Source organism: Pseudomonas sp. P4795 (genome assembly GCF_048822895.1).
Classification (GTDB): domain Bacteria; phylum Pseudomonadota; class Gammaproteobacteria; order Pseudomonadales; family Pseudomonadaceae; genus Aquipseudomonas.
The window spans coordinates 442,995-469,666 of the sequence record NZ_JBMFBT010000003.1; the positions used below are offsets into that span (position 1 = coordinate 442,995).

The following is a 26,672-nucleotide window of genomic DNA, read 5'->3' on the forward strand; positions in this document are numbered from 1 at the left end:
ATTAATAACATACCGGCCAGTATAATTATTCCAAGCACCATTAGCGAAAGGTCCGTCACCATGTTCCGCCATGCGTTGTCCTTTGCGTTGTCAGTCAGTCTGGCGTTGTTGTTATCGGCGTGTGGCAAGGAAGAGGTGACGCCAGTCGCCGTGCGACCGGCCATGGTGGTGCAGCCAGAGCCTTCAGCACAGGCGATGGAGAGTTATCCGGGCGAGGTACGCGCCCGCTTCGAGCCGGATCTGGCGTTCCGCATCGGCGGCAAAGTCAGCCGACGACTGGTCGAGGAAGGCCAGCGCGTCAAGGCCGATCAACCTCTGGCCGAACTCGACCCGCAGGACGTGCGCCTGCAACTCGAAGCCACCCGCGCGCAGGTCAGCGCCGCCGAAGCCAATCTGAATCTGGTACGTGCCGAGCGCGATCGCTACAAGACCCTGATGGATCGGCAAATGGTCAGCCGTTCGGCTTACGACAATGCCGAGAACCTCTACCGCTCCGGCGAAGCGCGTCTTAAACAGATCAAAGCCGAATTCAACGTCTCGACCAATCAGGCCAGCTACGCGGTGCTGCGTGCGCCACAGGACAGCGTGGTGGCCAAGCGTTCGGTGGAAGTCGGGCAAGTGGTCGCTGCCGGGCAAACGGTGTTTACCCTCGCCACCGATGGCGAGCGCGAGGTGTTGATCAGCCTGCCGGAACAGAGTTTCGGCCGCTTCAAGGTCGGCCAACCAGTTTCGGTTGAGTTATGGACGCAGCCGAACCAGCGCTTCGCCGGGCAGATCCGTGAACTGTCGCCAGCCGCCGACCCCAAATCCCGCACCTTCGCAGCACGCATCTCTTTCACCGCCGGCAAAGTCCCGGCCGAACTCGGTCAAAGCGCTCGGGTGTTTGTGCAGACGGCCGGGGTCATCCCTTTGTCAGTGCCGCTCTCGGCGCTGACCGCCGAAAACGGCGCGACCTACGTCTGGGTTGTGAACGCCAATAACACTCTGAAGAAAACCCCGGTGCGCGTTGGCGCGTTTGGCGAAAAAACCGTTCCGGTGCTTGAAGGCCTGAATGCCAGCGATTGGGTGGTCGCCGCCGGCGTGCATGTGCTGCTCGACGGGCAACAGGTACGCCCGGTGGATCGCTCCAACCGCGTAGTCAATCTGGCGGACAAGGAGTAGGTTCCGATGGATTTCAATCTTTCCGCCTGGGCGCTGCGCAATCGCCAGATCGTACTGTTTCTGATGCTTTTGCTGGCGATCGTCGGCGCGTTGTCCTACACCAAACTCGGCCAGAGTGAAGATCCGCCGTTCACCTTCAAGGCCATGGTGATTCAGACCCGCTGGCCGGGTGCAACGGCCGAGGAAGTCTCGCGCCAAGTCACCGAACGCATCGAAAAGAAGCTGATGGAAACCGGCGAGTACGAGCGCATCGTGTCGTTCTCGCGCCCCGGCGAATCGCAAGTCACGTTCATTGCCCGCGACTCGATGCATTCGGTGGAAATCCCCGATCTCTGGTATCAGGTGCGCAAGAAGGTCGGCGACATTCGCCAGACCTTGCCACCGGGGATTCAGGGGCCGTTCTTCAACGATGAGTTCGGCACCACTTTCGGCAATATCTACGCGCTGACCGGCGACGGTTTCGACTACGCAGTGCTCAAGGATTATGCCGACCGCATCCAGATCCAGCTGCAACGGGTCAAGGACGTGGGCAAGGTCGAGTTGCTGGGACTGCAGGACGAGAAAATCTGGGTCGAACTGTCCAACGTCAAACTCGCTACCCTCGGCTTGCCGCTCGCAGCCGTGCAGCAGGCACTTGAAGAGCAGAACGCGGTGTCCACCGCAGGATTTTTCGAAACCGGTAGCGAGCGCTTGCAGCTACGGGTCTCGGGGAATTTTCAGACAGTAGATGAGATAAAAAACTTCCCGATCCGGGTCGGTGATCGTACGTTCCGTATCTCCGATGTCGCCGACGTGCGGCGTGGTTTCAACGATCCACCGGCGCCGCGCATGCGCTTTATGGCCGAAGACGCGATTGGTCTGGCGGTGGCGATGAAGGGCGGCGGCGACATTCTGGTGTTGGGCAAGGCGCTGGAAATCGAGTTCGACCGCATCCAGAAAAACCTGCCGGCCGGCATGCAGTTGCGCAAGGTTTCCGACCAGCCGGCTGCGGTGAAAACCGGGGTCGGCGAGTTCGTTCAGGTGTTGGTCGAAGCGCTGGCGATTGTGTTGCTGGTGAGCTTCTTCTCCCTCGGCGTGCGCACCGGCATGGTGGTGGCGTTGACCATTCCGTTGGTGTTGGCGATGACCTTCGCCTGCATGTACTACTTCAACATCGGCCTGCACAAAATCTCGCTCGGCGCGTTGGTGCTGGCGCTGGGGTTGCTGGTGGACGACGCGATCATCGCGGTGGAGATGATGGCGATCAAAATGGAGCAGGGCTTCGACCGGATCAAAGCCGCAAGCTACGCCTGGACCAGCACCGCGTTCCCGATGCTCACCGGTACGTTGATCACTGCCGCAGGCTTCCTGCCGATTGCTACCGCTCAGTCCGGCACCGGCGAATACACCCGCTCGATCTTCCAGGTAGTGACCATCGCCTTGCTCGCCTCGTGGGTGGCAGCGGTGGTGTTTGTGCCTTATCTGGGGGAAAAACTCCTGCCGGATCTGGCGAAAATTCACGCAGCCAAACACGGCACGGCTGACGGGCAGACTGACCCGTATGGCACGCCGTTCTACCAGCGGGTGCGGCGTCTGGTCGGTTGGTGCGTGCGTCGGCGTAAAACCGTGATCGTGCTGACGGTGCTGCTGTTTATGGGCTCGGTGGCGTTGTTCCGGTTTGTGCCGCAGCAGTTCTTCCCGGCTTCCGGACGGCTGGAGTTGATGGTCGATCTGAAACTTGCCGAAGGCGCGTCGCTGAGCAACACCGCTGGCGAGGTCAAACGTCTCGAAGCGCTGCTCAAGGATCACGCCGGTATCGACAATTACGTGGCTTACGTTGGCACCGGTTCCCCGCGTTTCTACCTGCCGCTGGATCAGCAGTTGCCGGCGGCGAGCTTCGCGCAGTTTGTGGTATTGGCGAAGACCATCGAGGAGCGCGAAACCTTGCGCACCTGGCTGATCGACACGCTCAACGAACAATTCCCGGCGCTGCGCTCGCGTGTCACGCGGCTGGAGAACGGCCCGCCGGTTGGCTATCCGGTGCAGTTCCGCGTGACTGGCGAACACATCGAAGAAGTCCGCGCGCTGGCACGCAAAGTCGCGGCCAAGGTTCGCGAGAATCCGCATGTGGTCAACGTGCATCTGGACTGGGAAGAGCCGAGCAAGGTCGTATACCTGAACGTCGATCAGGATCGCGCTCGGGCCTTGGGTGTGAGTACCGCTAATCTGGCGAAATTCCTGCAGAGTTCGCTGACCGGTTCCAGCGTCAGCCAGTACCGCGAAGACAACGAATTGATCGAGATCCTGCTGCGCGGCACCGTGCATGAGCGTACTGAATTGTCGTTGCTGCCGAGTCTGGCGGTGCCGACCGATAACGGCCGCAGCGTGGCGCTGTCGCAGATTGCCACGTTGGAATATGGCTTTGAGGAAGGCATCATCTGGCACCGTAATCGCCTGCCGACTGTGACCGTACGTGCGGACATCTATGGCAAGGAGCAGCCGGCGTCGCTGGTGAAACAGATCATGCCGACGCTTGATCCGATTCGCGCTGAATTGCCCGACGGCTATTTGCTCGATGTCGGCGGCACGGTTGAGGATTCCGAGCGTGGGCAGAAGTCGGTGAATGCCGGCGTGCCGATGTTTATCGTGGTGGTGCTGACGTTGCTGATGGTGCAACTGCGCAGTTTTTCGCGTACGGCGATGGTGTTTCTGACGGCGCCACTGGGGCTGATCGGGGTGACGCTGTTTTTGCTGGTGTTCCGTCAGCCGTTCGGGTTTGTGGCGATGCTTGGGACGATTGCGCTGTCGGGGATGATCATGCGTAATTCGGTGATTCTGGTGGATCAGATCGAGCAGGATATTGCGGCTGGGCTGAAGCCTTGGGATGCGATTATCGAGGCGACCGTGCGGCGCTTTCGGCCGATTGTGTTGACTGCGCTGGCGGCGGTTTTGGCGATGATTCCTTTGTCTCGTAGCGTTTTCTTTGGGCCGATGGCGGTGGCGATCATGGGGGGGTTGATTGTGGCTACGGCTTTGACGCTTTTGTTTTTGCCGGCGTTGTATGCGGGGTGGTTTCGGGTGCGTAAGGATTCTTGATCTTTTAAGGCGTGGCGGCCTTTGGGCCGACCAGGCTCTTGGGGTTTTGGGTTTATATCCGTTGCTTCGGGTGTTGCGGCTGGCGGTTTCGCTTTTACAGCGACTTCCTTTGGCAAACGCCCCAAAGGAAGCAAAGGTCTGGGCCCCGGCGTTCGGCCCCTCGCTGGGGCTCGGGGTTCCTTCGCTCCGGAATTCATCCGGGGGCATCGCCTCCGGTTTGCTGCGCTGCACCTCCTCTCGATGTGTTCGACTGCGTCGAACGGCGCTGCGCGCCAGCCCCGGATGAATCCCTCCACTCAGCCTGCCGAAGGGGCCGGTACGTCAAAAGCGGTACTCGAGCTAACGCTCATTGTGTTGAGTGGGGCGGCTGCGCCGCTGTTGGGAGTTGGTGGTGGGTTATCTGATCTGGATTTTGTGTTGGACTCGCCCCTCACCCCAGCCCTCTCCCGAGGGAGAGGGAGCCGACCGAGATGTCTCCGGACTTACATCGACCTGAATTTGTGTATCGATTATGGATTCACAAGAGCTCTTTCAGGTCGGCGTATTTCCCAAGCATCTCACGGTCGATCCCCTCTACCTCTGGGAGAGGGCTAGGGTGAGGGCCGGGTGGTCAGGGGGAGAACAACGATCTCCCCAAGCACCTGATCCATAGCAATGGATCTACAAATACAAAAAAGCCCGCTGAACCTCTAAGGTCAGCGGGCTTTTCATCAAACGGTGAAATTAAAGCGTCCCAAACACCTTCTTCGCCAGACTCGTGGCCGCAGCAGCCGGGTTCTGACGAATGGTTTCTTCCTGCTTGCCAATCATCTCGAACAAGCCGTTCAACGCTTGTTCAGTCACGTAGCTCTCAATGTTGGCGCTCTTCGCGTCGACCACGCCCAAAGTTGCAGCCTGGCCGGCGAACGAGTTGTACTTTTGCGCCACGCCAACTTTGTCGGTCGCCTGTTTGACGATCGGCATGAACTTGGCGCGGATCTGTTCACGGCTGGATTTGTCGAGGTATTGGGTGGCCGAATCCTTGCCGCCGCTGAGGATGCCTTTGGCGTCGGCCACGCTCATTTTCTTCACGGCATCGACGAGGATTGGCTGGGCCTGGGTCACGGCGCTTTCTGCCGCTTTGTTCATGGCGGTTTCCAGTTCATCGACCTGGGCGCCCATGCCGAAGGCTTTCATTTTGCTCGCGACTTTGCCGAGTTTGCCCGGCAGTTCGATTTTCACTTCCGGGTTGTTGCTGAAGCCGCCCGGAGTGCCGAGCTGTTTGACGGCCAGTTGTGCGCCTTGGGTCAGGGCGTCCTTGAGGCCGCCGGTGGCGTCTTGTTGCGAGAGGTCACTGAGCGACAGGGCCAGAGCGCTGGCGGAGATCATCAAGCCGGCGCACAGGGCGGAGAAGCGAAGGGTGGGGCGGAGCATGGCAGCTTCCTTGTTCGAAAAATTAGCGGGCGGCGTCGACGCGGATTTTCAGCGGCTGCGGATCGTTGCCGTCGAGTTGTACGGCGTGATGCTCGGTGGTGATGAACATCAGTTCGCCGTTGACTTCGATGCGTGCGCTGACCGAGTAGCGGTGGCCGGGTTTGACCTGAGCCGGATCGTAGCTCAAGTGGAACGGCAGCGGCACCTGGTCTTTGACCGGGCCTTTCTGTTCGTCGAGTATCACGGCAGGCGCGTCGGCCAGTGAGACGTCTTGCAGGCTCACGCTCAGGGTCGCGCTCGGCGGCAAAGCGATGCGTTGCAGGTAGAACACTTCGCCATCGAGGCTGACTTTGCCGGCTGGTGAAGTTGATTGGCAGGCGCTGAGCAGGGTGGCCGCGGCCAGTAGAGTAATTCTTTTCATGCATTGAATCCTTGTCATCGGCGCCTGAAGAAGGCCAGCGCCAATGACAATCTAGCGGATTTCACCAGCAATTTCGTCTGCGAATTTTTAGCCCGTGCCTGCTGAGGGGGGGGGCAGTCGGTCAAAGCCAATCGCGTGGCTGGACTGGACTCAAATAATCAGAACCGGTTCCAGATAAAGATCCTCGTGGTGCCGACTACCGTAATTGAAGTCGACTTTGATGATGGTTTTTGCACTGGCAAGAAGTTCGCCCTGCTCGATAAATACCTCGGCAACAATCTGGTATTGGTGTTGTGAAGCTTCGCCAGGCGCTTGTTCGATCAAAAATTCGAACTCCCACCAATCATGAACAAGTGAGTTTTGCGAGTTGGTTTTTACCAGTTCGTACTCGGCAGAGTTAACGAGTTTGTAAAGGCTGGTACTTGTTTTGAAGCTCTTGCTAACTACGTAAGGCGTGTTGCTGAAAAGAACTTTCCCTGAGATATATTTGTTCATGTTGATCTCCTTTTATATGGGCCTGTTATCAGGCCCGGAGATACTAGCGTTGTTTGAAAGTGTGTTCGCCGCAGAAATACATCCGTTTATTTCTGCGTGGAAAACTTTCGCGTAGTTGTTAACTTGCGGCTGTCTCTGCGGCCTGTTCGTTTCCATGTAACGCTACTTGTCGGATCGACAAACGTATATCCGCCGGCAACACGCGTTTCGCCGCGCCTTCAGCCAGTTCACCGAGCAGTTCGTGATAACTCAACTTGCCCGCTTCGTCGCGACGCAGTACGCCCAGATCGAGCATGGTCTGGATGAAGTGGCGGAACAGGCTCTTGTCGAAAAACTCTGGGGCGTTCAGACCATGCAGGATCGACAGACGCTGGGCCATGACTGTGCACAGGTCTTCCAGTTCTTCGGCGCTGATGCTGTTCTGGCCGCTGTTGAGCAGCAGGGAAACGGTCATGTAGAAGCGTTGCAGCGTCTGCGCGATGCTCTTCGACAATAGGGTCAGCAGCACGAAGTGCCGTGAGCTCGGCGCCGGGCGCAGGTACACGTCTTTTTCGAAACGCAGCAGGCCTTGTTCGACGAATGCTTCCAGCCACTGATCGACCACGGCGTCGAGTTCTTCGGTTTTCCAGCGAATGAACAGTTCCGATTGCAGGTACGGATACAGCGCGTGGGTGTAGCGCAGGATCTGTTCGCGGCTCATGCGCGAGGTACTCTGGAAGAAACTTGCCAGCAGCGAAGGCAGCGCAAATATATGCAGCACGTTGTTGCGGTAGTAGGTCATCAGGACGGCGTTCTGCTCGTCCAGATAGAGGATCTTCCCCAGCGCGTCGTTCTGCTCGGCGAGCAAGTCCATGTCCTTCACATGCTCGATCAGCGCACGGCCATCGCCTTCCGGCAAGGTGGTGTGCGGCGAGTATGGGACTTTGCGCAGCAGTGCCAGGTACAGATCCAGCACTCGCGCCATAGCTCGATCATCCAGCGCCAGGCGCGTGGTCGACAGTAGTGCCAGTGCTACGAGATTGACCGGGTTGATTGCCGCCGCTTCGTTCAGATGCTGCGCGACTTTCTCGCCCAGACGGTTGGTGGTCTCATTCAGCCACGCCGGTTTGAACTGCGGGCCGTGTTCCTGTTGACGCCAGTCGGGCTGCTCGCTGTCGAGGAATTCCGCGAGTTTGATCGGTTCGCCGAAGTTCACCGCCACTTGGCCGAAGCGTTGTTTGAGCGCGCCGATGACTTTGAAGATGTCGAAGATCGATTCTTTCTTCTTGCTCGCGCCGCGCAGTTCGCCGAGGTAAGTACGACCCTCGAGAACGCGCTCGTAGCCGATGTACACCGGCACAAATACGATCGGCATCCGCGATGAACGCAGGAAGCTGCGCAGGGTGATTGCGAGCATCCCGGTTTTCGGTTGCAGCATACGCCCGGTGCGCGAGCGGCCGCCCTCGACGAAGTATTCGACCGGGAAACCTTTGGTGAACAGCGTGTGCAGGTATTCGTTGAACACCGAGGTGTACAGCGGATTGCCCTTGAACGTGCGGCGCATGAAGAACGCGCCGCCCCGGCGCAGCAGGCTGCCGATCACCGGCATGTTCAAGTTGATCCCGGCGGCAATGTGCGGCGGGGTCAGGCCGTTGCGGAACAGCAGATACGACAACAGCAGATAGTCGATGTGGCTGCGGTGGCACGGCACGTAGATCACTTCGTGACCCTGCGCGACCTTCTGCACGCCTTCGATGTGGTTGACCTTGACCCCGTCGTAGATCTTGTTCCAGAACCAGCTCAGCACCACTTCCAGAAAGCGGATCGCGGTGTAGGTGTAGTCCGAGGCGATCTCGTTGCCGTAGCGCAAGGCTTGAGCCTTGGCTTTTTCCGGGGAGATATTTTCGCGTTCGGCTTCGTCGAGGATCGCTTGCTTGACCAGCGGCTGGTTGAGCAGGCCTTTGACCAGATTCCGGCGGTGGGAAATGTCCGGGCCGATCACGGCAGCTTTGAGGTTGCGAAAGTGCACGCGCAGGATGCGCTGGGCCATACGCACGGTGCGTTCGTGGCCTTTGTTGTGTTCGATCAGCTCGCGCAGATGAATCGGCGCGGAGAATTGCACGCGGGTTTTGCGCCCGAGAATCATGATGCTCAACAGGCGACGCAGACGCCCGGTGACCGCCCAGCTGTCGGCGAACAACAGTTTCCACGGGCTCGATTCGCTATCCGGCGACTGGCCCCAGAACACGCTGACCGGAATGATCTGCGCGTCTTCGGCAGCATTCTGGCTCAGGGCGCTGACGAGGCGGGTCAGCGCCGGCGGTGCGCCGCGTTTGTCCTGGCGCCCGAGCCAGTCCGGCTCCGGCGTCAAGTAAAAGAACGCAGCCGGTTCCATCAGATTACCCACTGATACCGGCAGCACTGGTCGTGGCAATCCGGCCTTGGTGCACTCGGTGTCGAGTACTGCCAGATCAGTCAGCGACGGGTTTTGCAGGACGTAGAACACCGGACGGCTGCGGTCGAGGTTGAGAGTGAACGACGACTGGTTGATCGTCTCCGAGCGAACCCAGAGGTACAACAATCGGCGCAAGGTGCCAAACACAAGACGACGGAACGGTGAGCGGGTCATACGGCTTCTGCGTGAGTGGATAAAACCGAGCAGATGCTCGGGCGGTCGGTAGTGTGCCGGATTAGCGGAAAATCGGCAAAAAAGCCGCGAACCAAACTCCTGTTGAGAGTTTTCGCGCCTGTCATATACTCGGCGCTCTGTCGCCGGGGCCCTTTATGGACGTCGGATGCAGGCTGACGTTCCTCAAAGGCTTTCCTGCGAAAAGCCTGTTCAATAATAAAAAAGGAGTATGAACAGATGGCAACACGTGAAACCGGCAACGTGAAGTGGTTCAACGACGCCAAGGGCTACGGCTTCATTCAGCGCGAGGACGGGGTGGACGTGTTCGTGCATTACCGCGCGATTCGTGGCGAAGGCCATCGGTCGCTGACGGAAGGGCAGCAGGTTGAGTACGCCGTGATCACCGGCGAGAAGGGGTTGCAGGCTGAGGATGTTGTTGGTTTGTAATCTTTAAGATCAAAAGATCGCAGCCTTCGGCAGCTCCTACAGGGAGATGCATTCCAAAACTGTAGGAGCTGCCGCAGGCTGCGATCTTTTGCTTTTAGGCAGTTTTCCAGGTGATTTCTTCTTCACCGTCTTCGCTGATGCGCATCCAGCGGTCCGCCGTTTCTTCACCTTCTTCTTCGACCCACGTGCCCGGCGCGCAGCGCACTTCGACGTTGAGCGCGGCAAACGCGGCGCGGGCGCAGGCAATGTCGTCGTCCCATGGCGTCTGGTCGCTTTCCAGGAACAAGCTGTTCCACTTGCCCACGGCTTTCGGCAGCCAGGTCACCGGCACGTTGCCGGCCTTGCACTTGTAGGTCTGGCCTCTCTGTACCCATTCACTGCACGGGCCCAGTGCTGCGCCGAGCCAGGCCGCAATGGCCTTGTGGTCGACGTCGGCGTCTTTCAGGTAAATCTCGATGTCCGGTTGGCGCATGGATGTCCTCACTGCGGGTCTGAAAAATCCATTCGCGGATTTAGCCGGCCCCGGGCATTGGCCCGAGACCAAAAGTTATTGAAGAACGAAATAATCGTAGCGCATCGAGACCGTGGTCTCGAACGGCTCGGCCTGCTCGATCACTGCCGCGCGACGTTCGGCACTCGCGCGCCAGCCGTGCGGGGTCATGGCCAACAGGTTGGCGCGATCCTGAGGTTTATCCAGCGTCAGCTTGAACTCCAGTGTTTCACTGTGCGCCAGCGCCATGCCTTGCGGTACCAAGGCCAAGTGCTTGTCGTCGGTGTACTCGCGCACTTCGTCGTACAGGCGTTCGCGCAGTTCCATCAGGTGGCCGCTGGTCGGGCCGACTTTCATCAGACCGCCGCCGACGCTGAGCAAGCGCTTGGCTTCCTCCCAATCCAGTGGACTGAAAACACTCGCCAGAAACTGGCAACTGCCGGACGCCAACGGCACGCGGGCCATGCTGGCGATCAACCACGTCAGGGCCGGATTACGTTTGCACGCGCGCTTGACCGCTTCGCGCGAAATGTCCAAAGCGTAACCATCGGCATTTGGCAGTGCATCGGCGATTTGCGCAGTGTAATAACCCTCGCCACAACCGATGTCGAGCCAGCGTTGCGGCGTATAACTCGCGGCCAACTCGGCCAGACGCTTGGCCACCGGCGCGTAATGGCCGGCGTTGAGGAAGTCGCGGCGCGCCTCGACCATCGCCTGATTGTCGCCAGGGTCGCGGCTGTTCTTGTGCTGCACCGGCAGCAGATTCAGGTAACCCTGACGCGCACGGTCGAAGCGATGTCCGGCGGGGCAGGCCACGCCGTTGTCCACCGCGCTCAGCGGCGCACTGCAAATCGGGCACGCGAGCATCAGGCGAGCAACTTGATCAGGGTCTGGTAGTAGATTTCGGTCAGCACGTCGAGATCGGCGGCCAGCACGCGTTCATTGACCTGGTGAATGGTCGCGTTGACCGGCCCCAGCTCAACCACCTGCGTACCCATGGTTGCGATGAAGCGCCCGTCGGAAGTGCCGCCGCTGGTGGACGCCTTGGTCTCGCGACCGGTGATGTCCTTGATGCTCGATGCCACGGCATCGAGCAACGCGCCTGGCTCGGTGAGGAACGGCAGACCGGACAATGCCCAGTCGATGTGCCAGTCCAGACCGTGCTTGTCGAGGATGTCGGCCACGCGCTTTTGCAGGCCTTCGACGGTGGATTCGGTGGAGAAACGGAAGTTGAACACCGCCACCAGATCACCCGGAATCACGTTGGTCGCGCCGGTGCCGGAATTGACGTTGGAAATCTGGAAACTGGTCGGCGGGAAGAAATCGTTGCCGTGATCCCAATGCTCGGCGGCCAGTTCGGCCAGAGCCGGGGCGGCGAGGTGGATCGGGTTCTTCGCGAGATGCGGGTAGGCGACGTGGCCCTGAATGCCTTTGACGGTGAGCTTGGCGCCCAGCGAACCGCGACGGCCGTTTTTCACAACGTCACCAACCAGCGTGGTGCTCGACGGTTCGCCGACGATGCACCAGTCCAGACGCTCGTTACGCGCGGCGAGGCGTTCGACCACAGCCTTGGTGCCGTGATGCGCCGGGCCTTCTTCGTCGCTGGTGATCAGGAACGCGACCTTGCCCTTGTGGTTCGGGTAGTCGGCGACAAAACGCTCAGCGGCGACAGTCATCGACGCCAGGCTGCCTTTCATGTCCGCCGCACCACGGCCGCAGAGCATGCCGTGTTCATCGATCAACGCGTTGAACGGGTCGATCTGCCACGCGGTGACCGGGCCGGTGGGTACCACGTCGGTGTGGCCGGCGAAGCACAGCACCGGGCCGTCGTTGTTGCCGTGAGTGGCCCAGAAGTTATCCACATCCTCGATGCGCATTGGTTCGAGGGTAAAACCGGCATCGCCCAGGCGCTGCATCATCTGCTTCTGGCAATCGGCGTCGACCGGCGTCACGGACGGACGGCGGATCAGGTCGATGGCGAGTTGAAGTGTCGGCGAAAGGTCGGCGTGGGCCGTCATGGAAAACTCCGAAAGCTGGGGGCAAGGCGCGCAAAATGGCGGTTATCTTAAAGCAAAACGGCGACCATTGGCCGCCGTTTAGTGCATCGGTGAGGATTTAGACCGCCGGGACTGGCTGAGGCGCCGGCGCCGGTTTTGGCAGCGACGACAGGAACGCCATGATCAGCGCCGCCAGGTACGGCAGCGACTGCACCAGCAACATCGTTACCCAGAAGCGCATGTCATTGCTCGGCAGGCCCTGCACGAGGAAGATCCCCAGCGCCGCGCCCCACAACAGCAGCATGATGAACATCTCTTCGCGCGCCTCGGAAATCGCTACCCAGAAACCATGATTGTCAGCGTTTTTCGGCGTGCGGAAGAACGGAATGCTGCTGGTGAAGAAGCCGTACAGCACCGCTTTGGCGATGGTGTGCGACAACGCCAGGCCGGCCAGTGCCGCGCAGAACGCATCCTTCAGATTCACGCCAACCGCGCGACGATAAAGGAAGATGATCTTGCCCACCTTGAACACGAACAGCGCCAGTGGCGGTATCGCGAAAATCAGCAACGGCGGATCGACCCGTTGCGGCACGATGATCATCGCCGCCGACCACAACAGGGCGCCGACGGTGAAGAAGATGTTCATGCCATCCGCGACCCACGGCAACCAGCCCGCGAGGAAGTGATAACGCTGGCCGCGCGTCAGTTCGGTGTCCTGGCCGCGCAGCAGGCTGCGGGTGTGACGCTTGATGATCTGGATCGCACCGTAAGCCCAGCGGAAACGCTGTTTCTTGAAGTCGATGAAGGTATCCGGCATCAGGCCCTTGCCGTAGCTGTCGGGGTAGTACGCCGCCGACAGGCCTTTTTCGAAAATGCGCAGACCGAGTTCAGCGTCTTCACAGATGCACCAGTCAGCCCAGCCAAGTTCCTCAAGCACCGAACGACGGGTCATGGTCATGGTGCCGTGCTGAATGATCGCGTCGCGGTCGTTGCGGGTGACCATGCCGATGTGGAAGAAACCTTTGTACTCGGCATAGCACAGCTTTTTGAAGGTACTTTCGTTCTGGTCGCGATAATCCTGCGGCGACTGCACCACAGCGATTTTCGGGTCGGCGAAGTGCGGCACCATGTGCTTGAGCCAGTTCGGGTGCACGCAGTAATCGGAGTCGATCACCGCGATCACTTCGGCATCCTTGGCGGTGTGCGGAATCAGGTAATTCAGCGCGCCGCCCTTGAACCCGGCCAATGGCGCAACGTGGAAGAACTTGAAGCGTGGACCGAGGGTTTCGCAGTAATCGCGCACCGGCTCCCACACTGCCGGGTCCTTGGTGTTGTTGTCGATGATCAGGACTTCGTAGTCCGGGTAATCGAGGGCGGCCAGGGCATCGAGAGTCTGTTTGACCATCTCCGGCGGCTCGTTGTAGCACGGCACGTGGATCGAGACTTTCGGGCGATAGTCCGAGTCGCCGAGCACCGGTAGAAACTCGCGGCGGCGCTTGTGCGTCCACACCGCTTCGGCCAGTTCATGCGCTTCGGTGAGCAACACGATGAACACCCCGAGCGCCCCGAGCGCCAGCAAAAAGCCGACGGTCAAACTGAACCACGTGCTGTATTGCTGGCTGTAGTCGTAACCGATCCACACCAGCACCGAACCGCAGAGGAACGCGGTAAAGGTCAGGAATGTGCGACCGCGCTGACGCAGGGCCGAGCCGTCGATCATCAGCAGGGTCAGCGACAACAGCGCCAATACCACCGAACCGACCGCCAGCACGCGCCATTGCGGAATCGCTACGACCGGGCCTTCGAAGTTGAATTTCTGCTGACGCGCGGCGTTGAACACGCCCCAGTAGGCGCCCACCGAACCTTCGTCGCTGGCCTTCCACGGCTGGTCAAACGCTTCGATCACGAAGTAGTTGAAGCCTTGGCGGTTGAGCTTGTTGACCAGCGTGCGCAGGTAGATCGCCTGATCTGCCGGCGACGCATCGGCGCCACCGCGCATGCGCCCGTTGCTCGGCCAGCCGACCTCGGACAGCAGCAGCGGTTTTTTCGGGAACATTTTTTTCAGATCGCGGGCGCGGTCGAGGACGAACTGCCCGGCCTTGTCCACCGGGATGAATTCCCAGTAAGGCAGAACGTGGGCGGCGATCAGGTCGACGTGCTTGGCCAGTTCCGGGTGTTCTTCCCAGACGTGCCACTGCTCGGAAGTGGTCACCGGCACTTTGACTGCTGCGCGCACGCGGTCGAGGATCATCGCCAGTTCGGTGGCGGTGATTTCCTTGCGGAAGATCGCCTCGTTACCGACCACTACGCGCACTACGCTGCGCGAGGTGTTGGCCAGTTCGATGGCGCGTACGATCTCGCGTTCGTTGCGCTCCTGGTCCGGACTGATCCAGATCCCCAGGGTCACGCGCAGGCCGAATTCTTCAGCGAGCTTGGGGATGTCCTGCAGTGAGCCGTCGACCGAGTAAGTACGGATGTTGTCCGTGAGCTTGCTCATGATTTCCAGATCGCGGCGCATTTCCTCGTCAGAAGGAAACTGATCCTTCTGTGGGAATTGGCCCTGCTGAAACGGCGAATAAGAGAAACCGGATATCTGCTCCGGCCAGTTGGGCGCGGAGACCGGGCGGTTGATCAGCGCCCAGAAACCGGTGAACAGGGCGGCGATTGCCAGAACCACCACCAGGTTGAGTCCAAATTTACGCGATGACATAGCTGTATCAGGTTCCAAAGGCTGTGGAACGAAGGATCGGCTGGATGACGCCAAGAGGGCGCGCATCCTACACCGGCACTTCCCAGAGTCATACAACACGCAGGGAAATGCCTGACGTTGGGCAATCCACTTTGACTTAAGTTCTTACACTTTTAACGTGAAGCTTAATACTTGTCGCTGTGTAGCCCTATAATGCGCGCCGGTTTTTGGGGTAATGGTCATGAGTACAGAAGATCCACGGTTTGCAGGCATCGCCCGTTTGTATGGCATCGAGGGCCTGGCGCGCCTGCGTGCGGCCCATGTGGCGATCGTCGGCGTCGGTGGCGTCGGTTCCTGGGCGGCGGAAGCCATGGCCCGCTGCGGCGTGGGCGAGATTTCGCTGTTCGACCTCGACGACGTTTGCGTGAGCAACGCCAACCGTCAGTTGCACGCACTCGACAGCACGGTCGGCAAACCCAAGGTCGAAGTGATGGCCGAGCGCCTGCGCGGGATCAACCCGGATTGCACGGTGCACGCAGTGGCGGACTTCGTTACCCGCGAGACCATGGCCGAATACATCACGCCGAACATCGACTGCGTGATCGATTGCATCGACGCCGTCAACGCCAAGGCTGCGCTGATCGCCTGGTGTAAGCGGCGCAAGATCCAGATCATCACCACTGGTGGCGCGGGCGGGCAGATTGATCCGACGCTGATTCAGGTCTGCGATCTGAACCGCACGTTCAACGATCCGCTGGCTTCGAAAGTCCGTTCCACGTTGCGTCGCGACTATGGCTTTTCGCGCACCATGACCCGGCATTACAGCGTGCCGTGCGTGTTCTCCACCGAACAACTGCGCTACCCGAAACCGGATGGCAGCATCTGTTTGCAAAAGAGTTTTGTCGGCGACGGGGTGAAGCTCGACTGCGCCGGCGGGTTTGGTGCGGTGATGATGGTCACGGCGACGTTTGGTATGGTCGCGGCGACCAAGGCTGTGGATAAGATTGTGGCGGGTGTGCGGCGCCCGGCAGAGCGGGTTAAACCTGAAGCCAAAGCCTAACTCCCTGTAGGAGCTGCCGGAGGCTGCGATCTTTTGATTTTTAATTCTCAAGACCGCCGAAAATCAAAAGATCGCAGCCTCCGGCAGCTCCTACACGTCGCTCAGAGTCCGCATTCTTTGTAGAACGGCATTTAATCCATTACTGCGCGACGGCGATAACTGGCGCGAAAGGCCGAGGTGATTGAACCACTCCGGCAAATCCACCTGCTGCAACTCATGGGCGGTCAACCCGTTGACCCGCAATAGCAACAACGCCACCAACCCGCGAATCATCCGCGCATCACTGCTGGCGCTGAATTGCCACTGCCCGTCGCGCAACTCACCGACCAGCCACACTTGACTCTCACAGCCATGCACACGGTTGGCCTCAACCTTGTCTGCATCGCTCAACGCTGGCAGACGATCACCAAACTGCATCAGCAGTCGCGCGCGTTGTTCCCAGCCGGCGGCGTTTTGAAAAGTCTGTAATGCTTCTGCGGCCTCGACCGGCAAACTCATCGCAACAACTCCAGCGCCTGATCCAACGCCTCGAAAAAGCGCTCCAGATCCTCGGAATCGTTGTACAGCGCCAGCGAAACCCGAATCGCCCCGGCCAATTCAAAACTTTTCAGCAGCGGCATCGCGCAGTGATGCCCGGCGCGCACGGCGATGCCTTGCTCGGTCAGCAAATGCGCGAGATCGGCGTTATGCACACCCTCGACGACAAAACTCGCCAGCGCCAGTTGCGGTTTGCCCAGCAGACGAATGCCGTTACGCGCAGCGAGGCCACGCAACAAGTAGTCATGCAGCGCCGCCTCGTGGGCCGACACCGCGTCCTGATCCAGGCCCGTCAGATAATCCAGGGTCGCACCGAGGCCGATCACGCTGGCAATCGGCGGCGTCCCGGCCTCGAAACCCAGCGGTGCCGCACGGAAACGCGCGTCGTGATAGTTGGCTTCCAGCACCATCTCGCCGCCGAATTGCCACGGGCGCAGTCGCTCCAGCGCAGCGTTGCGCCCGAACAGCACGCCGACGCCATCAGGGCCATACAACTTGTGGCTGGAAAACACGTAAAAGTCGCAACCCAGCGCCTGCACGTCATGCCGCCCGTGTACCACGCCTTGCGCACCATCGACCACAGTCAGAGCGTTCTGCGCCTTGGCCATCGCCAGCAAGGCCGGCAGTGGTTGCCAGGCGCCGAGCACATTGGACAGCTGACTGACCGCAAGCAAGCGCGTCCGCGGGGTGATCAGGCGCAGCGCTGCGCCAAGGTCGATCACGCCGTCAGCGTCCAGCGGCAGGATCACCAGTTTCAGGTCACGACGTTGTGCCAGTTGCTGCCACGGCAGCAGATTGGCGTGATGCTCCAGAGCGCTGATGACAATTTCATCGCCCGGATGGAATAGATGTTCCAGGCCATAGGCCAGGAGATTCAGCGCACTGGTGGCGCCGTGGGTGAAGATGATCTGCCCGCTGTCTCCAGCATTCAGCCATTGCGCAACCTTGAGCCGACTGTCCTCGAAGGCCTGCGTGGCGTGGGCGCCGGGCAGGTGCTGCGCGCGATGCACATTGGCCGCGCCGTTGGCGTAGTAATGCGTCAACGCATCGAGCAGGGCTTGAGGTTTTTGCGTGGTGGCGGCGTTGTCCAGATAGGTCTGGTCTTGCCGTTGCAGAGCGGCGATGGCCGGGAAATCGGCGCGCCAGGGAGAAGAAATCATCATGGGTTATACGCCTGACCCTGTGGGAGCGAGCTTGCTCGCGAAGGCGTCCTTGAGGACGCCAAAAAGCTTCGCGAGCAAGCTCGCTCCCACAGGTTATCAATGTGCTGCTTAGTTGTGAGCGTGCAGCGCTTCGTTCAGCTCGATTGCCGATTTGTGGGTTTTGCATTCCACAGCACCGGTTTCCGAGTTGCGACGGAATAGCAGGTCAGTCTGACCAGCCAGATCACGCGCCTTCACCACTTTGACCAGATTGTTGTTCTCGTCCAGCAGCGCGACTTTGGTGCCGGCGGTCACGTACAGGCCCGACTCGACGGTGTTGCGGTCGCCCAATGGAATACCGATACCGGCGTTCGCGCCGATCAGGCAGCCTTCGCCAACCTTGATCACGATGTTGCCGCCGCCCGACAGGGTGCCCATGGTCGAGCAGCCGCCGCCCAGGTCCGAACCCTTGCCGACGAATACGCCGGCGGAGACGCGGCCTTCGATCATGCCAGGGCCTTCGGTGCCGGCGTTGAAGTTGATGAAACCTTCGTGCATCACGGTGGTGCCTTCACCGACATAGGCGCCCAGGCGCAGACGCGCGGCGTCAGCGATACGCACGCCGGCCGGAACCACGTAGTCGGTCATTTTCGGGAATTTGTCCACCGAGAACACTTCCAGCAGCTCGCCGCGCAGACGCGCTTCGAGTTGCATTTCAGCCAGTTCGGCCAGGTCGATCGCGCCCTGGCTGGTCCACGCTACGTTCGGCAACAACGGGAAGATCCCGGCCAGGCTTACGCCGTGCGGCTTGACCAGACGATGCGACAGCAGGTGCAGCTTCAGGTAGGCCTCAGGCGTCGAGGTCAGCTGTGCATCTTCAGCCAGCAGGGTGGCGACCAACGGCTTGTGGCTTTCAGCCAGGCGGGTCAGCAGTTTGCCTTGTACTGCGTCGATGCCCTTCACCGCTTCAGCCAGTTGCGCAGCCTGCGCGGTGGTGAAGGTGATGGCCTGGTTGCCTTCGGTGTAACCGAGGATCGGCGCAACAGCCGCAACCAGCTCGGCCGACGGATTCAACAGCGGCTGTGCGTAAAACACTTCCAGCCACGCGCCTTGACGATTCTGGGTGCCGACGCCGAAAGCGATACTGAATAGGGAATTGGACATGTGAATACCTCTACAAAGAATGACGGGCTGCTTACTTGAGGGCGGCCGCGTAGATATCTGGCTTGAAGCCAATCAGGGTTCGGTCACCGAGATCTAGCACCGGGCGCTTGATCATCGAGGGTTGAGCGAGCATCAGTTCGATGGCTTTGGCTTGGTCGAGATCGGCTTTGCGTTCGTCTTCGAGTTTGCGAAAGGTCGTGCCTGCGCGGTTCAACACCGTTTGCCAGCCATGTTCGTCACACCATTGGGTCAGGTGCTCACGGTCAATGCCGGCGGTCTTGTAATCATGGAAATCGTAGCTGACAGCATTCTCATCGAGCCAGGTGCGCGCCTTTTTCATGGTGTCGCAGGCTTTGATGCCGAAAAGGTGCAACGTTTTGCTTGAAACGGTCAAGGAATTGCCCCCTTTACAGGTTGTCGGAAAGAAAAGGTGACGGATTATGCCATGACCAAACGGTTTCGGCGTCGCCGCTGGCCGGGGTTTGTCCCGTTGTTGCCGGCCTGATCTCGCGATTGTGCGACCTAGGTGCAACGGCCAGCCACAGCCTAAGCCGCTAATATGGCAGTTCAACGCTGTCGATTGTCTGAGATCTGCGCTTTATGCAAACCGCTTATACCGTCCTGATCCTGTTGATGCTGGTCAGCGTCTCGCGGCTCGTCGGACGCGTTATCCCGCTGCCGCTGCCATTGGTGCAAATCGCCGCTGGCGCTTTGCTCGCCTGGCCGACCCTCGGCTTGCACGTGGCCCTCGATCCCGAATTGTTCCTGTTTCTGTTCCTACCGCCGTTGCTATTCTCCGACGGTTGGCGCATGCCCAAACGCGAGTTGTGGAAGCTGCGTGGGCCGATTCTGACGCTGGCGGTGGGGCTGGTGTTGTTCACGGTGGTTGGCGCCGGGTACTTCATTCATTGGTTACTGCCGACAATTCCGCTGCCAGTGGCGTTCGCTTTGGCCGCCGTGCTTTCGCCAACGGATGCCGTGGCAGTTTCCGCCATCGCGCAAAACCGCTTGCCGACGCCGCTGATGCACATGCTGCAAGGCGAGGCGCTGATGAACGACGCGTCGGGCCTGGTGACGTTCAAGTTCGCTTTGGCGGCGGCGATCACTGGCGCCTTCTCGCTGGCCAATGCCAGCCTGACTTTTGTGCTGGTCGCGGTCGGCGGCCTGGCGGTCGGCGTGGCCCTGAGCTGGCTGGTCGGGCGTCTGCGCGCATGGATGATCGCCCGTGGCTGGGACGACCCGGCGACACACGTGGTGTTCATGTTGTTGCTGCCGTTCGCCGCGTATGTGCTGGCCGAACGGCTCGGCGCATCGGGGATTCTCTCGGCGGTGGCGGCGGGGATGATGCAGAGCTGGCTCGATCTGCTGCCACGGCAGACCAGTACCCGACTGCTCAACCGTAGCGTGTGGTCGCTGCTGGAATTTGCCTTCAACGACTTATTAGTGTTCTTGAAGATTCCCTGTAAACCACAACACAAATGGCCGACGTTGTTCTATCGCTGCCTCGATGTGGTGGCGATTTTTCTCGCGCTGGTACTACTGCGGTTCATCTGGGTGCAGAGCATCTGGCGTTTGTCGGTTCTGCTGCGACGCTTGCGCGGCAAAGGTGAGCTGACACAAGTGCCGACTGCGCGCTCCTGCTGGTTGCTGACCGTTGGCGGCGTGCGCGGCGCGGTGACGCTGGCCGGTGTTATGTCGGTGCCGATGCTGATGGGCACCGATGCATTTCCCGAGCGTGACCTGCTGATCTTCATCGCCGCCGGGGTGATTCTGCTGTCGCTGGTGGCGGCCTGCATCGCACTGCCGCTGTTGCTGCGCGGCATCGAAAAAAGCCCGGACGACAAACGCCACCAGGAAGTGCGTGACGCCTGGCGCAAGACTGCCGAAGCGGCTATTCATGCGCTGGAAGTCGAAGAAGCCAAGCCGGCAGATGCGGCTGAGGCGGCGCTGGCGGCTGAACTCAAGGCGCGGATCATGTCCGAATATCGTCATCAGCTTGAAGTCTTCAATGATTCCGCCGAAGCACAGGCGCTGGCGTTTCAAATGGATCTGCTGGAACGGCGCTTGCGGCTCAAGGCGCTGCGGGCACAGCGCCTTGAGTTGTACAGCCTGAGCCGTCAGCACCAGATTGGTGATGACGTATTGCGGGAGGTTTTGGGGGAACTGGATCTGAGCGAGGCCAACTTGGGACAGGTCAAATAGCGGCTGTTATTTCGGGTAGAGCAACTTCATCAGGCGCTTGTCTTTCTTGCTGATCTTGCGGTTGATCGGCACTTCCCAGTCCCCGAGTGTCAATGTATTCGCCACTGGGTGGTGCATGATCGACCTGCGATCATAAGAAGTGTAGATCGCGTCCAGTGTGTCGAAAGAGGCAAACAGATTTCTGTCGACTTGCTCCGGCGTCAGTGGATTCATCTCGCGATTCTGATAGAACTCGTAAACTTTGGGCTTATCCCATGGAATGTTCGCCTGCGGGTGCTGGTGCTCATGCATCGCGCCCAGTGCATGACCAAACTCATGGATCACGATGACTTCAAAGTCTGCGTGCTCCGGTTTTACACCAAGGTTCATGGTTGGGTAGTCTGGGTGAATCAGCAGTGCGTCAGTGCCGAGCATCGAACTGTTGTCGTTGTTTTGGGTGGCAATCCGAATATCGCCCCTCAGATCGTCGACGAACTCGAATTTCAAGTTGATATATGGCAACCATTGACTCGCGGCGGCAATGATCTGGTTTTTAAGATCTGCTGCCGGCTCGTCCATGAAGGCAATCTTCAAAGTTCGGCCGTTGGCCCAGAGTTTTGAGTAATTGAACACTGAGCGTTTGCGCCGAGTGCCAGTAGTTGTGCCGGCATTGGCCGGGTTTTCATTGATCGCGGCCATGTAAGCCGCTTGATCGTCGGGCCATTGAATGAGTTGGCAGTCAGTAAGTTCGTGCATGTAGCTTCATCCTTGAAGTTGAAAGTAAGTAGTTGTTCAGACGCAGCACACTGCGCGGCTCAAGACTAACGTCTGGCCGACAGGGAAGTGCAATGCAAAGTTGTGTGAACTGTTACGTCATATTTGAACATCCCGTGCCGGATTGTCCGGCACGGGATTTAAGCGGATTACTTGCGACGCAGAACGAAATCGCGGATGCGCTCGGCCGCTTCAACGCACTCGGCCAGCGGCGCTACCAGTGCCATGCGCACGCGCCCGGCGCCCGGATTGACGCCATCGACATCGCGCGACAGGTACGAGCCCGGCACCACGGTCACGTGTTCTTGCTCGAACAGGTCGCGGCAGAAAGCTGCGTCATCACCTTGTACGTTCGGCCACAGATAGAAACTGCCATCCGGACGCTGCACATCCAGCACCGGACTGAGAATTGCCAGCACTGCGTCGAATTTCTCGCGATACAACGAACGGTTGGCACGCACGTGGGCTTCGTCATTCCACGCAGCAACGCTGGCCAGTTGCGTTTGCACCGGCATCGCGCAGCCGTGGTAAGTGCGGTACAGCAGGAAACCCTTGAGGATGTCGGCATCACCGGCAACGAAACCCGAACGCAGGCCCGGCAGGTTCGAGCGCTTGGACAGGCTGTGGAACACCACACAACGCTTGAAGTCCTTGCGACCCAGTTCAACGCACGCGGTGAGCAGGCCCGGCGGCGGCGTTTGCTCGTCGAAGTACAGTTCGCTGTAGCACTCGTCGGCGGCGATCACGAAGTCGTATTCGTCAGCCAGCGCGATGAGTTTCTTCAGCACATCGACCGGAATCAGCGCGCCGGTCGGGTTGCCCGGCGAGCACAGGAACAGGATCTGGCAGCGTTTCCAGATGTCTGGCGCAACCGCGTCGAAATCCGGGTTGAAGCCGTTTTCATCCAGGCACGGCAGGTAATGCGGCTTGGCCCCGGCGAGGAACGCAGCACCTTCGTAGATCTGATAGAACGGGTTCGGGCTGACCACCAGCGCGTCGTCGCCACGGTTGACCACGGTCTGGGTGAAGGCGAACAGCGCTTCACGGGTGCCGTTGACCGGCAGTACATTGCGCGCCGGGTCGAGCCAGCCATCCGGCACGTTGAAGCGACGTTCGCACCAGCCGGCGATGGCTTCGCGCAGGGCTGGAACGCCCAGCGTGGTCGGGTACACGGCCATCTGATCCAGATTGCTCGCCAGCGCCTCGGCGACAAAGCTTGGCGAGCGGTGTTTCGGCTCACCGATGGACAGCGCGATCGGGCGCTGGTCCGGGTTTGGCGTGACGGTACCGAGCAGGGCGCGGAGCTTTTCGAACGGGTAGGGCTGCAACTGGTTCAGAGCGTTGTTCATCGGTGCGGGGTCTCGTGCAAAGCGGTTAATCCGGGCGCGCAGTCAGATACTGATGCGCGACAGTTTGATATCGGGTTCCTGATTGACGCTCAACTGTTCGACGATCGCATCTTGCAAACGACTGCACAGCAGTGGGTCGGACAGCGGCTGGTTGTGCGCGTCGGTGATGAAGAACACGTCTTCCACCCGTTCGCCCAGCGTGGCGATCTTGGCGTTTTGCAGCGACAGATCGAACTCAAGGAAAATCCCGCCGATCCGCGCCAACAGGCCAGGACGATCAGGCGCAGTCAGTTCCAGAACTGTCACTGGGCGTTGCGCGTCGTTGTGGATTGTCACCTGCGGTGCGAACGCGAAATGCTTGAGCTGGCGCGGCACGCGGCGCTGGATGATTGTCGGGTAGTCATCCGGATTGCGCAGCGCTTCGGTCAGACCTTCGCGGATCTGTTTGACCCGCGTCGGGTTGTCGCCGATCGATTCGCCCTCGGTGTCGAGCACGATGTAGGTGTCGAGGGTGAACTTGCTGCTGGAGGTGATTACCCGCGCGTCATGAATGTTCAGGTTGAGCTGATCCATCGCCGCCACGGTCACGGCGAAGAAGTCGTGCTGATCCGGGGCATAGATGAAGATCTGCGTGCCGCCCTCGAATTCGCGCTGGGTCGTCTCTTTGATCAGCACCAGCGGTCCACCGTCGGCCGGCTGCTGCAGGATCGCGTCACTATGCCAAGCCACGTCGCCAGCGGTGTGGCGCAAGAAGTAGTCATCGCCCAGTTGCGACCACAACTGCTCGACGTCGTCCGGATCGGTACCGCCGCGCACCAGAATATCCAGCGCTGCGCTCTGGGTCTGGCGGATCTGCTCTTCGCGATCCACCGGGTTCTCCAGACCGCGACGCAAGGCACGCTTGGTCTCGGTGTAGAGCTGGCGCAACAGGCTGGCGCGCCACGAGTTCCACAGCGTCGGGTTGGTCGCGTTGATGTCGGCGACGGTCAGCACGTACAGGTAGTCGAGGCGCGTTTCGTCGCCCACCGCCAGTGCGAAATCGTGAATCACCTGCGGATCGGACAGGTCCTTGCGCTGAGCGGTGGTCGACATCACCAGATGGTTTTGCACCAGCCACACAATCAGGCGGCTGTCCCACAACGGCAACTGATGGCGCTGGCAGAACGCCTCGGCATCGACTGCGCCGATTTCCGAGTGATCACCATGCCGGCCCTTGCCGATGTCGTGATACAGGCCGGCCAGATAGATCAGCTCGGGTTTCGGCAGTTTGCCCATAAGCTTGCTGGCCAGCGGGAATTTCTCCGAGACCTGGGTGTACTGCAACTTGCGCAGGTGTTTGATCAGATTCAGCGTATGCGCATCGACCGTATAAATGTGGAACAGGTCGTGCTGCATCTGCCCGACAATAAAGCCGAACTCCGGCAGGTAGCGCCCGAGAATGCCGTAGCGGTTCATCCGCCGCAGATTGCGGTGAATGCCGATCTTGCATTTGAACAGTTCGATAAACAGGCTGGTATTGCGGATATCGTTGCGGAAATCGTCGTCGATCAGATGGCGGTTTTCCCGCAGCAAACGGATGGTGTCGGCGCGCACGCCTTTGATTTCCGGTTGCTGCGCCATCAGCACGAAGATCTCGAGCATGGCGAACGGGGTGCGGCGGAACACGTAGTCGTTGCGCGCCTCGATGTAACCGTCATGCAGCTGGAAACGCGAGTTGATTGGCTGCGGCGGCGCTTCGTCTTCCGGCGCGAGAATGACTTCCTCGAAATGCTGGATGATCAGGTCGCTGAGCTGGGCGATGCTCATCACCACCCGGTAGTACTGCTGCATGAAGTTTTCGATGGCTTGTTTGGCGTCGTCGCCCTCGAAGCCCAACAGCGTGGCGATCGAGCGCTGATGATCGAACAGCAGTCGGTCTTCCGAGCGGCCTGCGAGCATGTGCAGGGCATAGCGAACCTTCCACAGAAACTCTTGGGAGGAGGCGAGGAGGGCGTTTTCGCTCTCGACCAGAAAGCCTTCGCCGGCCAGTGCGCGCAGGTTCAAGGTTCCGTACTGACGCCGCGCGACCCAGAGAATCGTCTGAATATCGCGTAGTCCACCGGGCGAGCCTTTGACGTTGGGTTCGAGGTTGTATTCGGTGTCGTTGTACTTGTGGTGGCGGGCTTTCTGCTCGGCGCGTTTGGCCAGGAAGAATTCCTTGGCCGGCCACATATGTGCGGTGCTGGTGACATCGAGCATGCGCTGACGCAAGCGCTCGGGGCCGCAGATGGTGCGGCTTTCCATCAGGTTGGTGACCACCGTCAGGTCGGCGCGGGCCTCAACGGCACATTCATCTACCGAACGAACGCTCTGACCGACTTCCAGGCCGATGTCCCACAGCAGCGTCAGAAAACGCTCGATGGAATCACGAAAAACTTCGTGGTCGGCACTGTCCAGCAGGATCAGCAGATCGATGTCGGAATACGGGTGCAACTCGCCGCGGCCATAGCCGCCGACCGCGACCAGCGCGATGTCGGCGTCTTCGCTCCAGTCGAATTGGCTCCAGGCCTTTTGCAGGATGTTATCGACGAACCACGCGCGGTCTTCGATCAACCGGCGAATGTCACGGCCGCTGCGAAAACGTGCGTCGAGCACTTCGCGAGCCTGGCGGATAGCTTTCTTGAATGCCGCGATGGGGCTCGCTTTCAGGGCCAGTTCAGCCTGGAACTGGCCGCGGTCGAAGAGTTCGGGATCCACCTGCGGCATCGATTGGCTTTCCTTCTATAGGCTGGGAGCGGTGTGTGGATCAGGCCGATACGCGCGGGATGGTGTCATCGCTGCGCAAGGTGAAGATCTCGTAGCCGGTGTCAGTTACCACCAGGGTGTGTTCCCACTGCGCCGACAGCTTGCGATCCTTGGTGATCGCGGTCCAGCCGTCGCCCAGCACTTTGGTGTCGGCCTTGCCCTGGTTGATCATCGGCTCGATGGTGAAGGTCATGCCGGCCTTCAGTTCCATGCCGGTGCCGGCGCGGCCGTAGTGGAGGATCTGCGGTTCTTCGTGAAACACCTTGCCGATGCCGTGGCCGCAGAACTCGCGTACTACCGAGAAACCGTTCTTTTCCGCGTGTTTCTGGATTACTTCACCGATGTCGCCGAGGCGGCAGCCGGGTTTGACGATTTCGATCGCCTTGTACATGCATTCCTGAGTCACTTGCGACAGACGCTCGGCCCACACCGGGACAGTGCCGACGTGGAACATGCGGCTGGTGTCACCGTGGTAGCCGTCCTTGATCACGGTCACGTCGATGTTCAACGTGTCGCCGTTTTTCAGCGGTTTGTCATTCGGAATGCCGTGGCAGACCACGTGGTTGATCGAAGTGCAAATGGACTTCGGATAACCCTTGTAGTTGAGCGGGGCAGGGATGGCCTGCTGCACATTGACAATGTAGTCGTGGCAGATCTGGTTCAACTCATCGGTGGTAATGCCCGGTTTTACGTGTTCGGCAATCATTTCCAGCACATCGGCGGCCAGTTTGCCGGCGACACGCATGGCGGCGATGTCCTCGGGGGTTTTGAGGGTGACGGTCATACAGGCTCTCTCTGCGCTCGGCGGCGCTTGCTGATACGGATAGGGCGCGGGTGTACATTTTGCGACCCTGAAAAACGCGATTCTAACAGACCAAAGGGGCA

The 26,672-nt window shown here is 59.8% G+C and carries 21 protein-coding genes; 5 read left to right on the forward strand and 16 right to left on the reverse strand.

Features of this window, described 5'->3' with window-relative positions:
• Window positions 1-60: 60 nt before the first annotated feature.
• Window positions 61-1,161 (forward strand): efflux RND transporter periplasmic adaptor subunit, encoded by a 1,101-nt coding sequence (locus tag ACOI8A_RS10625; protein WP_420657749.1) that lies wholly within the window; start codon window positions 61-63, stop codon window positions 1,159-1,161.
• A 6-nt stretch (window positions 1,162-1,167) separates the two neighbouring features.
• Window positions 1,168-4,236 carry an efflux RND transporter permease subunit gene (locus ACOI8A_RS10630; protein WP_420648352.1) on the forward strand — a complete coding sequence of 1,023 codons (3,069 nt, stop codon included), beginning with the start codon at window positions 1,168-1,170 and terminating at the stop codon, window positions 4,234-4,236.
• 723 nt (window positions 4,237-4,959) lie between these two features.
• Here the strand turns inward: ACOI8A_RS10630 and ACOI8A_RS10635 are convergent.
• The 4 genes from ACOI8A_RS10635 to plsB all read right to left on the reverse strand — a co-directional run bounded on the left by ACOI8A_RS10635 (window position 4,960) and on the right by plsB (window position 9,173).
• Window positions 4,960-5,649, reverse strand: a complete 690-nt coding sequence (locus ACOI8A_RS10635; RefSeq protein WP_420648351.1) for a DUF4197 domain-containing protein — start codon at window positions 5,647-5,649, stop codon at window positions 4,960-4,962.
• A 22-nt stretch (window positions 5,650-5,671) separates the two neighbouring features.
• On the reverse strand, window positions 5,672-6,070 hold the full coding sequence (locus ACOI8A_RS10640; protein WP_420648350.1) for a YbaY family lipoprotein: 399 nt from the start codon (window positions 6,068-6,070) through the stop codon (window positions 5,672-5,674).
• A 150-nt stretch (window positions 6,071-6,220) separates the two neighbouring features.
• Complete coding sequence (locus ACOI8A_RS10645; protein ID WP_420648349.1) at window positions 6,221-6,565, reverse strand: hypothetical protein; 345 nt, start codon at window positions 6,563-6,565, stop codon at window positions 6,221-6,223.
• Between the two features lie 118 nt (window positions 6,566-6,683).
• Window positions 6,684-9,173: a glycerol-3-phosphate 1-O-acyltransferase PlsB gene (plsB, locus tag ACOI8A_RS10650; protein WP_420648348.1), complete on the reverse strand. Its 2,490-nt coding sequence runs from the start codon at window positions 9,171-9,173 to the stop codon at window positions 6,684-6,686.
• 237 nt (window positions 9,174-9,410) lie between these two features.
• Between plsB and ACOI8A_RS10655 the strand changes: the two genes are divergently transcribed.
• A complete protein-coding gene (locus ACOI8A_RS10655; protein WP_007908870.1) occupies window positions 9,411-9,620 on the forward strand; it encodes a cold-shock protein in 210 nt (69 codons plus the stop codon).
• Between the two features lie 94 nt (window positions 9,621-9,714).
• Here the strand turns inward: ACOI8A_RS10655 and ACOI8A_RS10660 are convergent, their stop codons facing one another.
• From ACOI8A_RS10660 to ACOI8A_RS10675, 4 genes are all read right to left on the reverse strand, one after another.
• A complete protein-coding gene (locus ACOI8A_RS10660) occupies window positions 9,715-10,092 on the reverse strand; it encodes a hypothetical protein (protein ID WP_420648347.1) in 378 nt (125 codons plus the stop codon).
• 75 nt (window positions 10,093-10,167) lie between these two features.
• A complete protein-coding gene (locus ACOI8A_RS10665; RefSeq protein WP_420648346.1) occupies window positions 10,168-10,977 on the reverse strand; it encodes a putative RNA methyltransferase in 810 nt (269 codons plus the stop codon).
• Window positions 10,977-12,128 carry a succinyl-diaminopimelate desuccinylase gene (dapE, locus tag ACOI8A_RS10670; protein WP_420648345.1) on the reverse strand — a complete coding sequence of 384 codons (1,152 nt, stop codon included), beginning with the start codon at window positions 12,126-12,128 and terminating at the stop codon, window positions 10,977-10,979. The genes ACOI8A_RS10665 and dapE overlap by 1 nt, the downstream gene beginning before the upstream one ends.
• Before the next feature lie 97 nt (window positions 12,129-12,225).
• Window positions 12,226-14,817, reverse strand: coding sequence for a glycosyltransferase (locus tag ACOI8A_RS10675; protein WP_420648344.1), 2,592 nt, complete (start codon window positions 14,815-14,817; stop codon window positions 12,226-12,228).
• 214 nt (window positions 14,818-15,031) lie between these two features.
• Here ACOI8A_RS10675 and tcdA point away from each other — a divergent pair, with 214 nt between their 5' ends.
• Entirely contained in the window at window positions 15,032-15,856 is an 825-nt protein-coding gene (gene tcdA, locus ACOI8A_RS10680) for a tRNA cyclic N6-threonylcarbamoyladenosine(37) synthase TcdA (RefSeq protein WP_420648343.1), read from the forward strand.
• Between the two features lie 90 nt (window positions 15,857-15,946).
• Here the strand turns inward: tcdA and ACOI8A_RS10685 are convergent, their stop codons facing one another.
• The 4 genes from ACOI8A_RS10685 to ACOI8A_RS10700 form a co-directional block, all read right to left on the reverse strand.
• Window positions 15,947-16,354 (reverse strand): SufE family protein, encoded by a 408-nt coding sequence (locus ACOI8A_RS10685; protein WP_420648342.1) that lies wholly within the window; start codon window positions 16,352-16,354, stop codon window positions 15,947-15,949.
• Window positions 16,351-17,556, reverse strand: coding sequence for an aminotransferase class V-fold PLP-dependent enzyme (locus ACOI8A_RS10690; protein WP_420648341.1), 1,206 nt, complete (start codon window positions 17,554-17,556; stop codon window positions 16,351-16,353). Before ACOI8A_RS10690 ends, ACOI8A_RS10685 begins: the two co-directional genes overlap by 4 nt.
• Window positions 17,557-17,664: 108 nt before the next feature.
• Window positions 17,665-18,699, reverse strand: a complete 1,035-nt coding sequence (gene dapD, locus ACOI8A_RS10695) for a 2,3,4,5-tetrahydropyridine-2,6-dicarboxylate N-succinyltransferase (protein WP_420648340.1) — start codon at window positions 18,697-18,699, stop codon at window positions 17,665-17,667.
• Between the two features lie 31 nt (window positions 18,700-18,730).
• Entirely contained in the window at window positions 18,731-19,039 is a 309-nt protein-coding gene (locus ACOI8A_RS10700) for an arsenate reductase (protein WP_420648386.1), read from the reverse strand.
• A 260-nt stretch (window positions 19,040-19,299) separates the two neighbouring features.
• Here ACOI8A_RS10700 and ACOI8A_RS10705 point away from each other — a divergent pair, with 260 nt between their 5' ends.
• Window positions 19,300-20,901: a Na+/H+ antiporter gene (locus tag ACOI8A_RS10705; protein ID WP_420648339.1), complete on the forward strand. Its 1,602-nt coding sequence runs from the start codon at window positions 19,300-19,302 to the stop codon at window positions 20,899-20,901.
• 6 nt (window positions 20,902-20,907) lie between these two features.
• Here the strand turns inward: ACOI8A_RS10705 and ACOI8A_RS10710 are convergent, their stop codons facing one another.
• The 4 genes from ACOI8A_RS10710 to map all read right to left on the reverse strand — a co-directional run bounded on the left by ACOI8A_RS10710 (window position 20,908) and on the right by map (window position 26,571).
• Entirely contained in the window at window positions 20,908-21,579 is a 672-nt protein-coding gene (locus ACOI8A_RS10710; RefSeq protein WP_420648338.1) for a M12 family metallopeptidase, read from the reverse strand.
• 224 nt (window positions 21,580-21,803) lie between these two features.
• Window positions 21,804-23,003: a succinyldiaminopimelate transaminase gene (dapC, locus tag ACOI8A_RS10715; protein ID WP_420648337.1), complete on the reverse strand. Its 1,200-nt coding sequence runs from the start codon at window positions 23,001-23,003 to the stop codon at window positions 21,804-21,806.
• Between the two features lie 42 nt (window positions 23,004-23,045).
• Window positions 23,046-25,748 carry a [protein-PII] uridylyltransferase gene (locus ACOI8A_RS10720; RefSeq protein ID WP_420648336.1) on the reverse strand — a complete coding sequence of 901 codons (2,703 nt, stop codon included), beginning with the start codon at window positions 25,746-25,748 and terminating at the stop codon, window positions 23,046-23,048.
• Window positions 25,749-25,788: 40 nt separating this feature from the next.
• Window positions 25,789-26,571 carry a type I methionyl aminopeptidase gene (gene map, locus ACOI8A_RS10725; RefSeq protein WP_420648335.1) on the reverse strand — a complete coding sequence of 261 codons (783 nt, stop codon included), beginning with the start codon at window positions 26,569-26,571 and terminating at the stop codon, window positions 25,789-25,791.
• Window positions 26,572-26,672 lie beyond the last annotated feature (101 nt).

Coding starts and splice junctions, on each gene's coding strand:
- ACOI8A_RS10625 (WP_420657749.1), top strand. CDS start 61: ATGTTCCGCCATGCGTTGTCCTTTGCGTTGTCAGTCAGTCTGGCGTTG.
- ACOI8A_RS10630 (WP_420648352.1), top strand. CDS start 1,168: ATGGATTTCAATCTTTCCGCCTGGGCGCTGCGCAATCGCCAGATCGTA.
- ACOI8A_RS10635 (WP_420648351.1), bottom strand. CDS start 5,649: ATGCTCCGCCCCACCCTTCGCTTCTCCGCCCTGTGCGCCGGCTTGATG.
- ACOI8A_RS10640 (WP_420648350.1), bottom strand. CDS start 6,070: ATGAAAAGAATTACTCTACTGGCCGCGGCCACCCTGCTCAGCGCCTGC.
- ACOI8A_RS10645 (WP_420648349.1), bottom strand. CDS start 6,565: ATGAACAAATATATCTCAGGGAAAGTTCTTTTCAGCAACACGCCTTAC.
- plsB (WP_420648348.1), bottom strand. CDS start 9,173: ATGACCCGCTCACCGTTCCGTCGTCTTGTGTTTGGCACCTTGCGCCGA.
- ACOI8A_RS10655 (WP_007908870.1), top strand. CDS start 9,411: ATGGCAACACGTGAAACCGGCAACGTGAAGTGGTTCAACGACGCCAAG.
- ACOI8A_RS10660 (WP_420648347.1), bottom strand. CDS start 10,092: ATGCGCCAACCGGACATCGAGATTTACCTGAAAGACGCCGACGTCGAC.
- ACOI8A_RS10665 (WP_420648346.1), bottom strand. CDS start 10,977: ATGCTCGCGTGCCCGATTTGCAGTGCGCCGCTGAGCGCGGTGGACAAC.
- dapE (WP_420648345.1), bottom strand. CDS start 12,128: ATGACGGCCCACGCCGACCTTTCGCCGACACTTCAACTCGCCATCGAC.
- ACOI8A_RS10675 (WP_420648344.1), bottom strand. CDS start 14,817: ATGTCATCGCGTAAATTTGGACTCAACCTGGTGGTGGTTCTGGCAATC.
- tcdA (WP_420648343.1), top strand. CDS start 15,032: ATGGTCATGAGTACAGAAGATCCACGGTTTGCAGGCATCGCCCGTTTG.
- ACOI8A_RS10685 (WP_420648342.1), bottom strand. CDS start 16,354: ATGAGTTTGCCGGTCGAGGCCGCAGAAGCATTACAGACTTTTCAAAAC.
- ACOI8A_RS10690 (WP_420648341.1), bottom strand. CDS start 17,556: ATGATGATTTCTTCTCCCTGGCGCGCCGATTTCCCGGCCATCGCCGCT.
- dapD (WP_420648340.1), bottom strand. CDS start 18,699: ATGTCCAATTCCCTATTCAGTATCGCTTTCGGCGTCGGCACCCAGAAT.
- ACOI8A_RS10700 (WP_420648386.1), bottom strand. CDS start 19,039: ATGAAAAAGGCGCGCACCTGGCTCGATGAGAATGCTGTCAGCTACGAT.
- ACOI8A_RS10705 (WP_420648339.1), top strand. CDS start 19,300: ATGCAAACCGCTTATACCGTCCTGATCCTGTTGATGCTGGTCAGCGTC.
- ACOI8A_RS10710 (WP_420648338.1), bottom strand. CDS start 21,579: ATGGCCGCGATCAATGAAAACCCGGCCAATGCCGGCACAACTACTGGC.
- dapC (WP_420648337.1), bottom strand. CDS start 23,003: ATGAACAACGCTCTGAACCAGTTGCAGCCCTACCCGTTCGAAAAGCTC.
- ACOI8A_RS10720 (WP_420648336.1), bottom strand. CDS start 25,748: ATGCCGCAGGTGGATCCCGAACTCTTCGACCGCGGCCAGTTCCAGGCT.
- map (WP_420648335.1), bottom strand. CDS start 26,571: ATGACCGTCACCCTCAAAACCCCCGAGGACATCGCCGCCATGCGTGTC.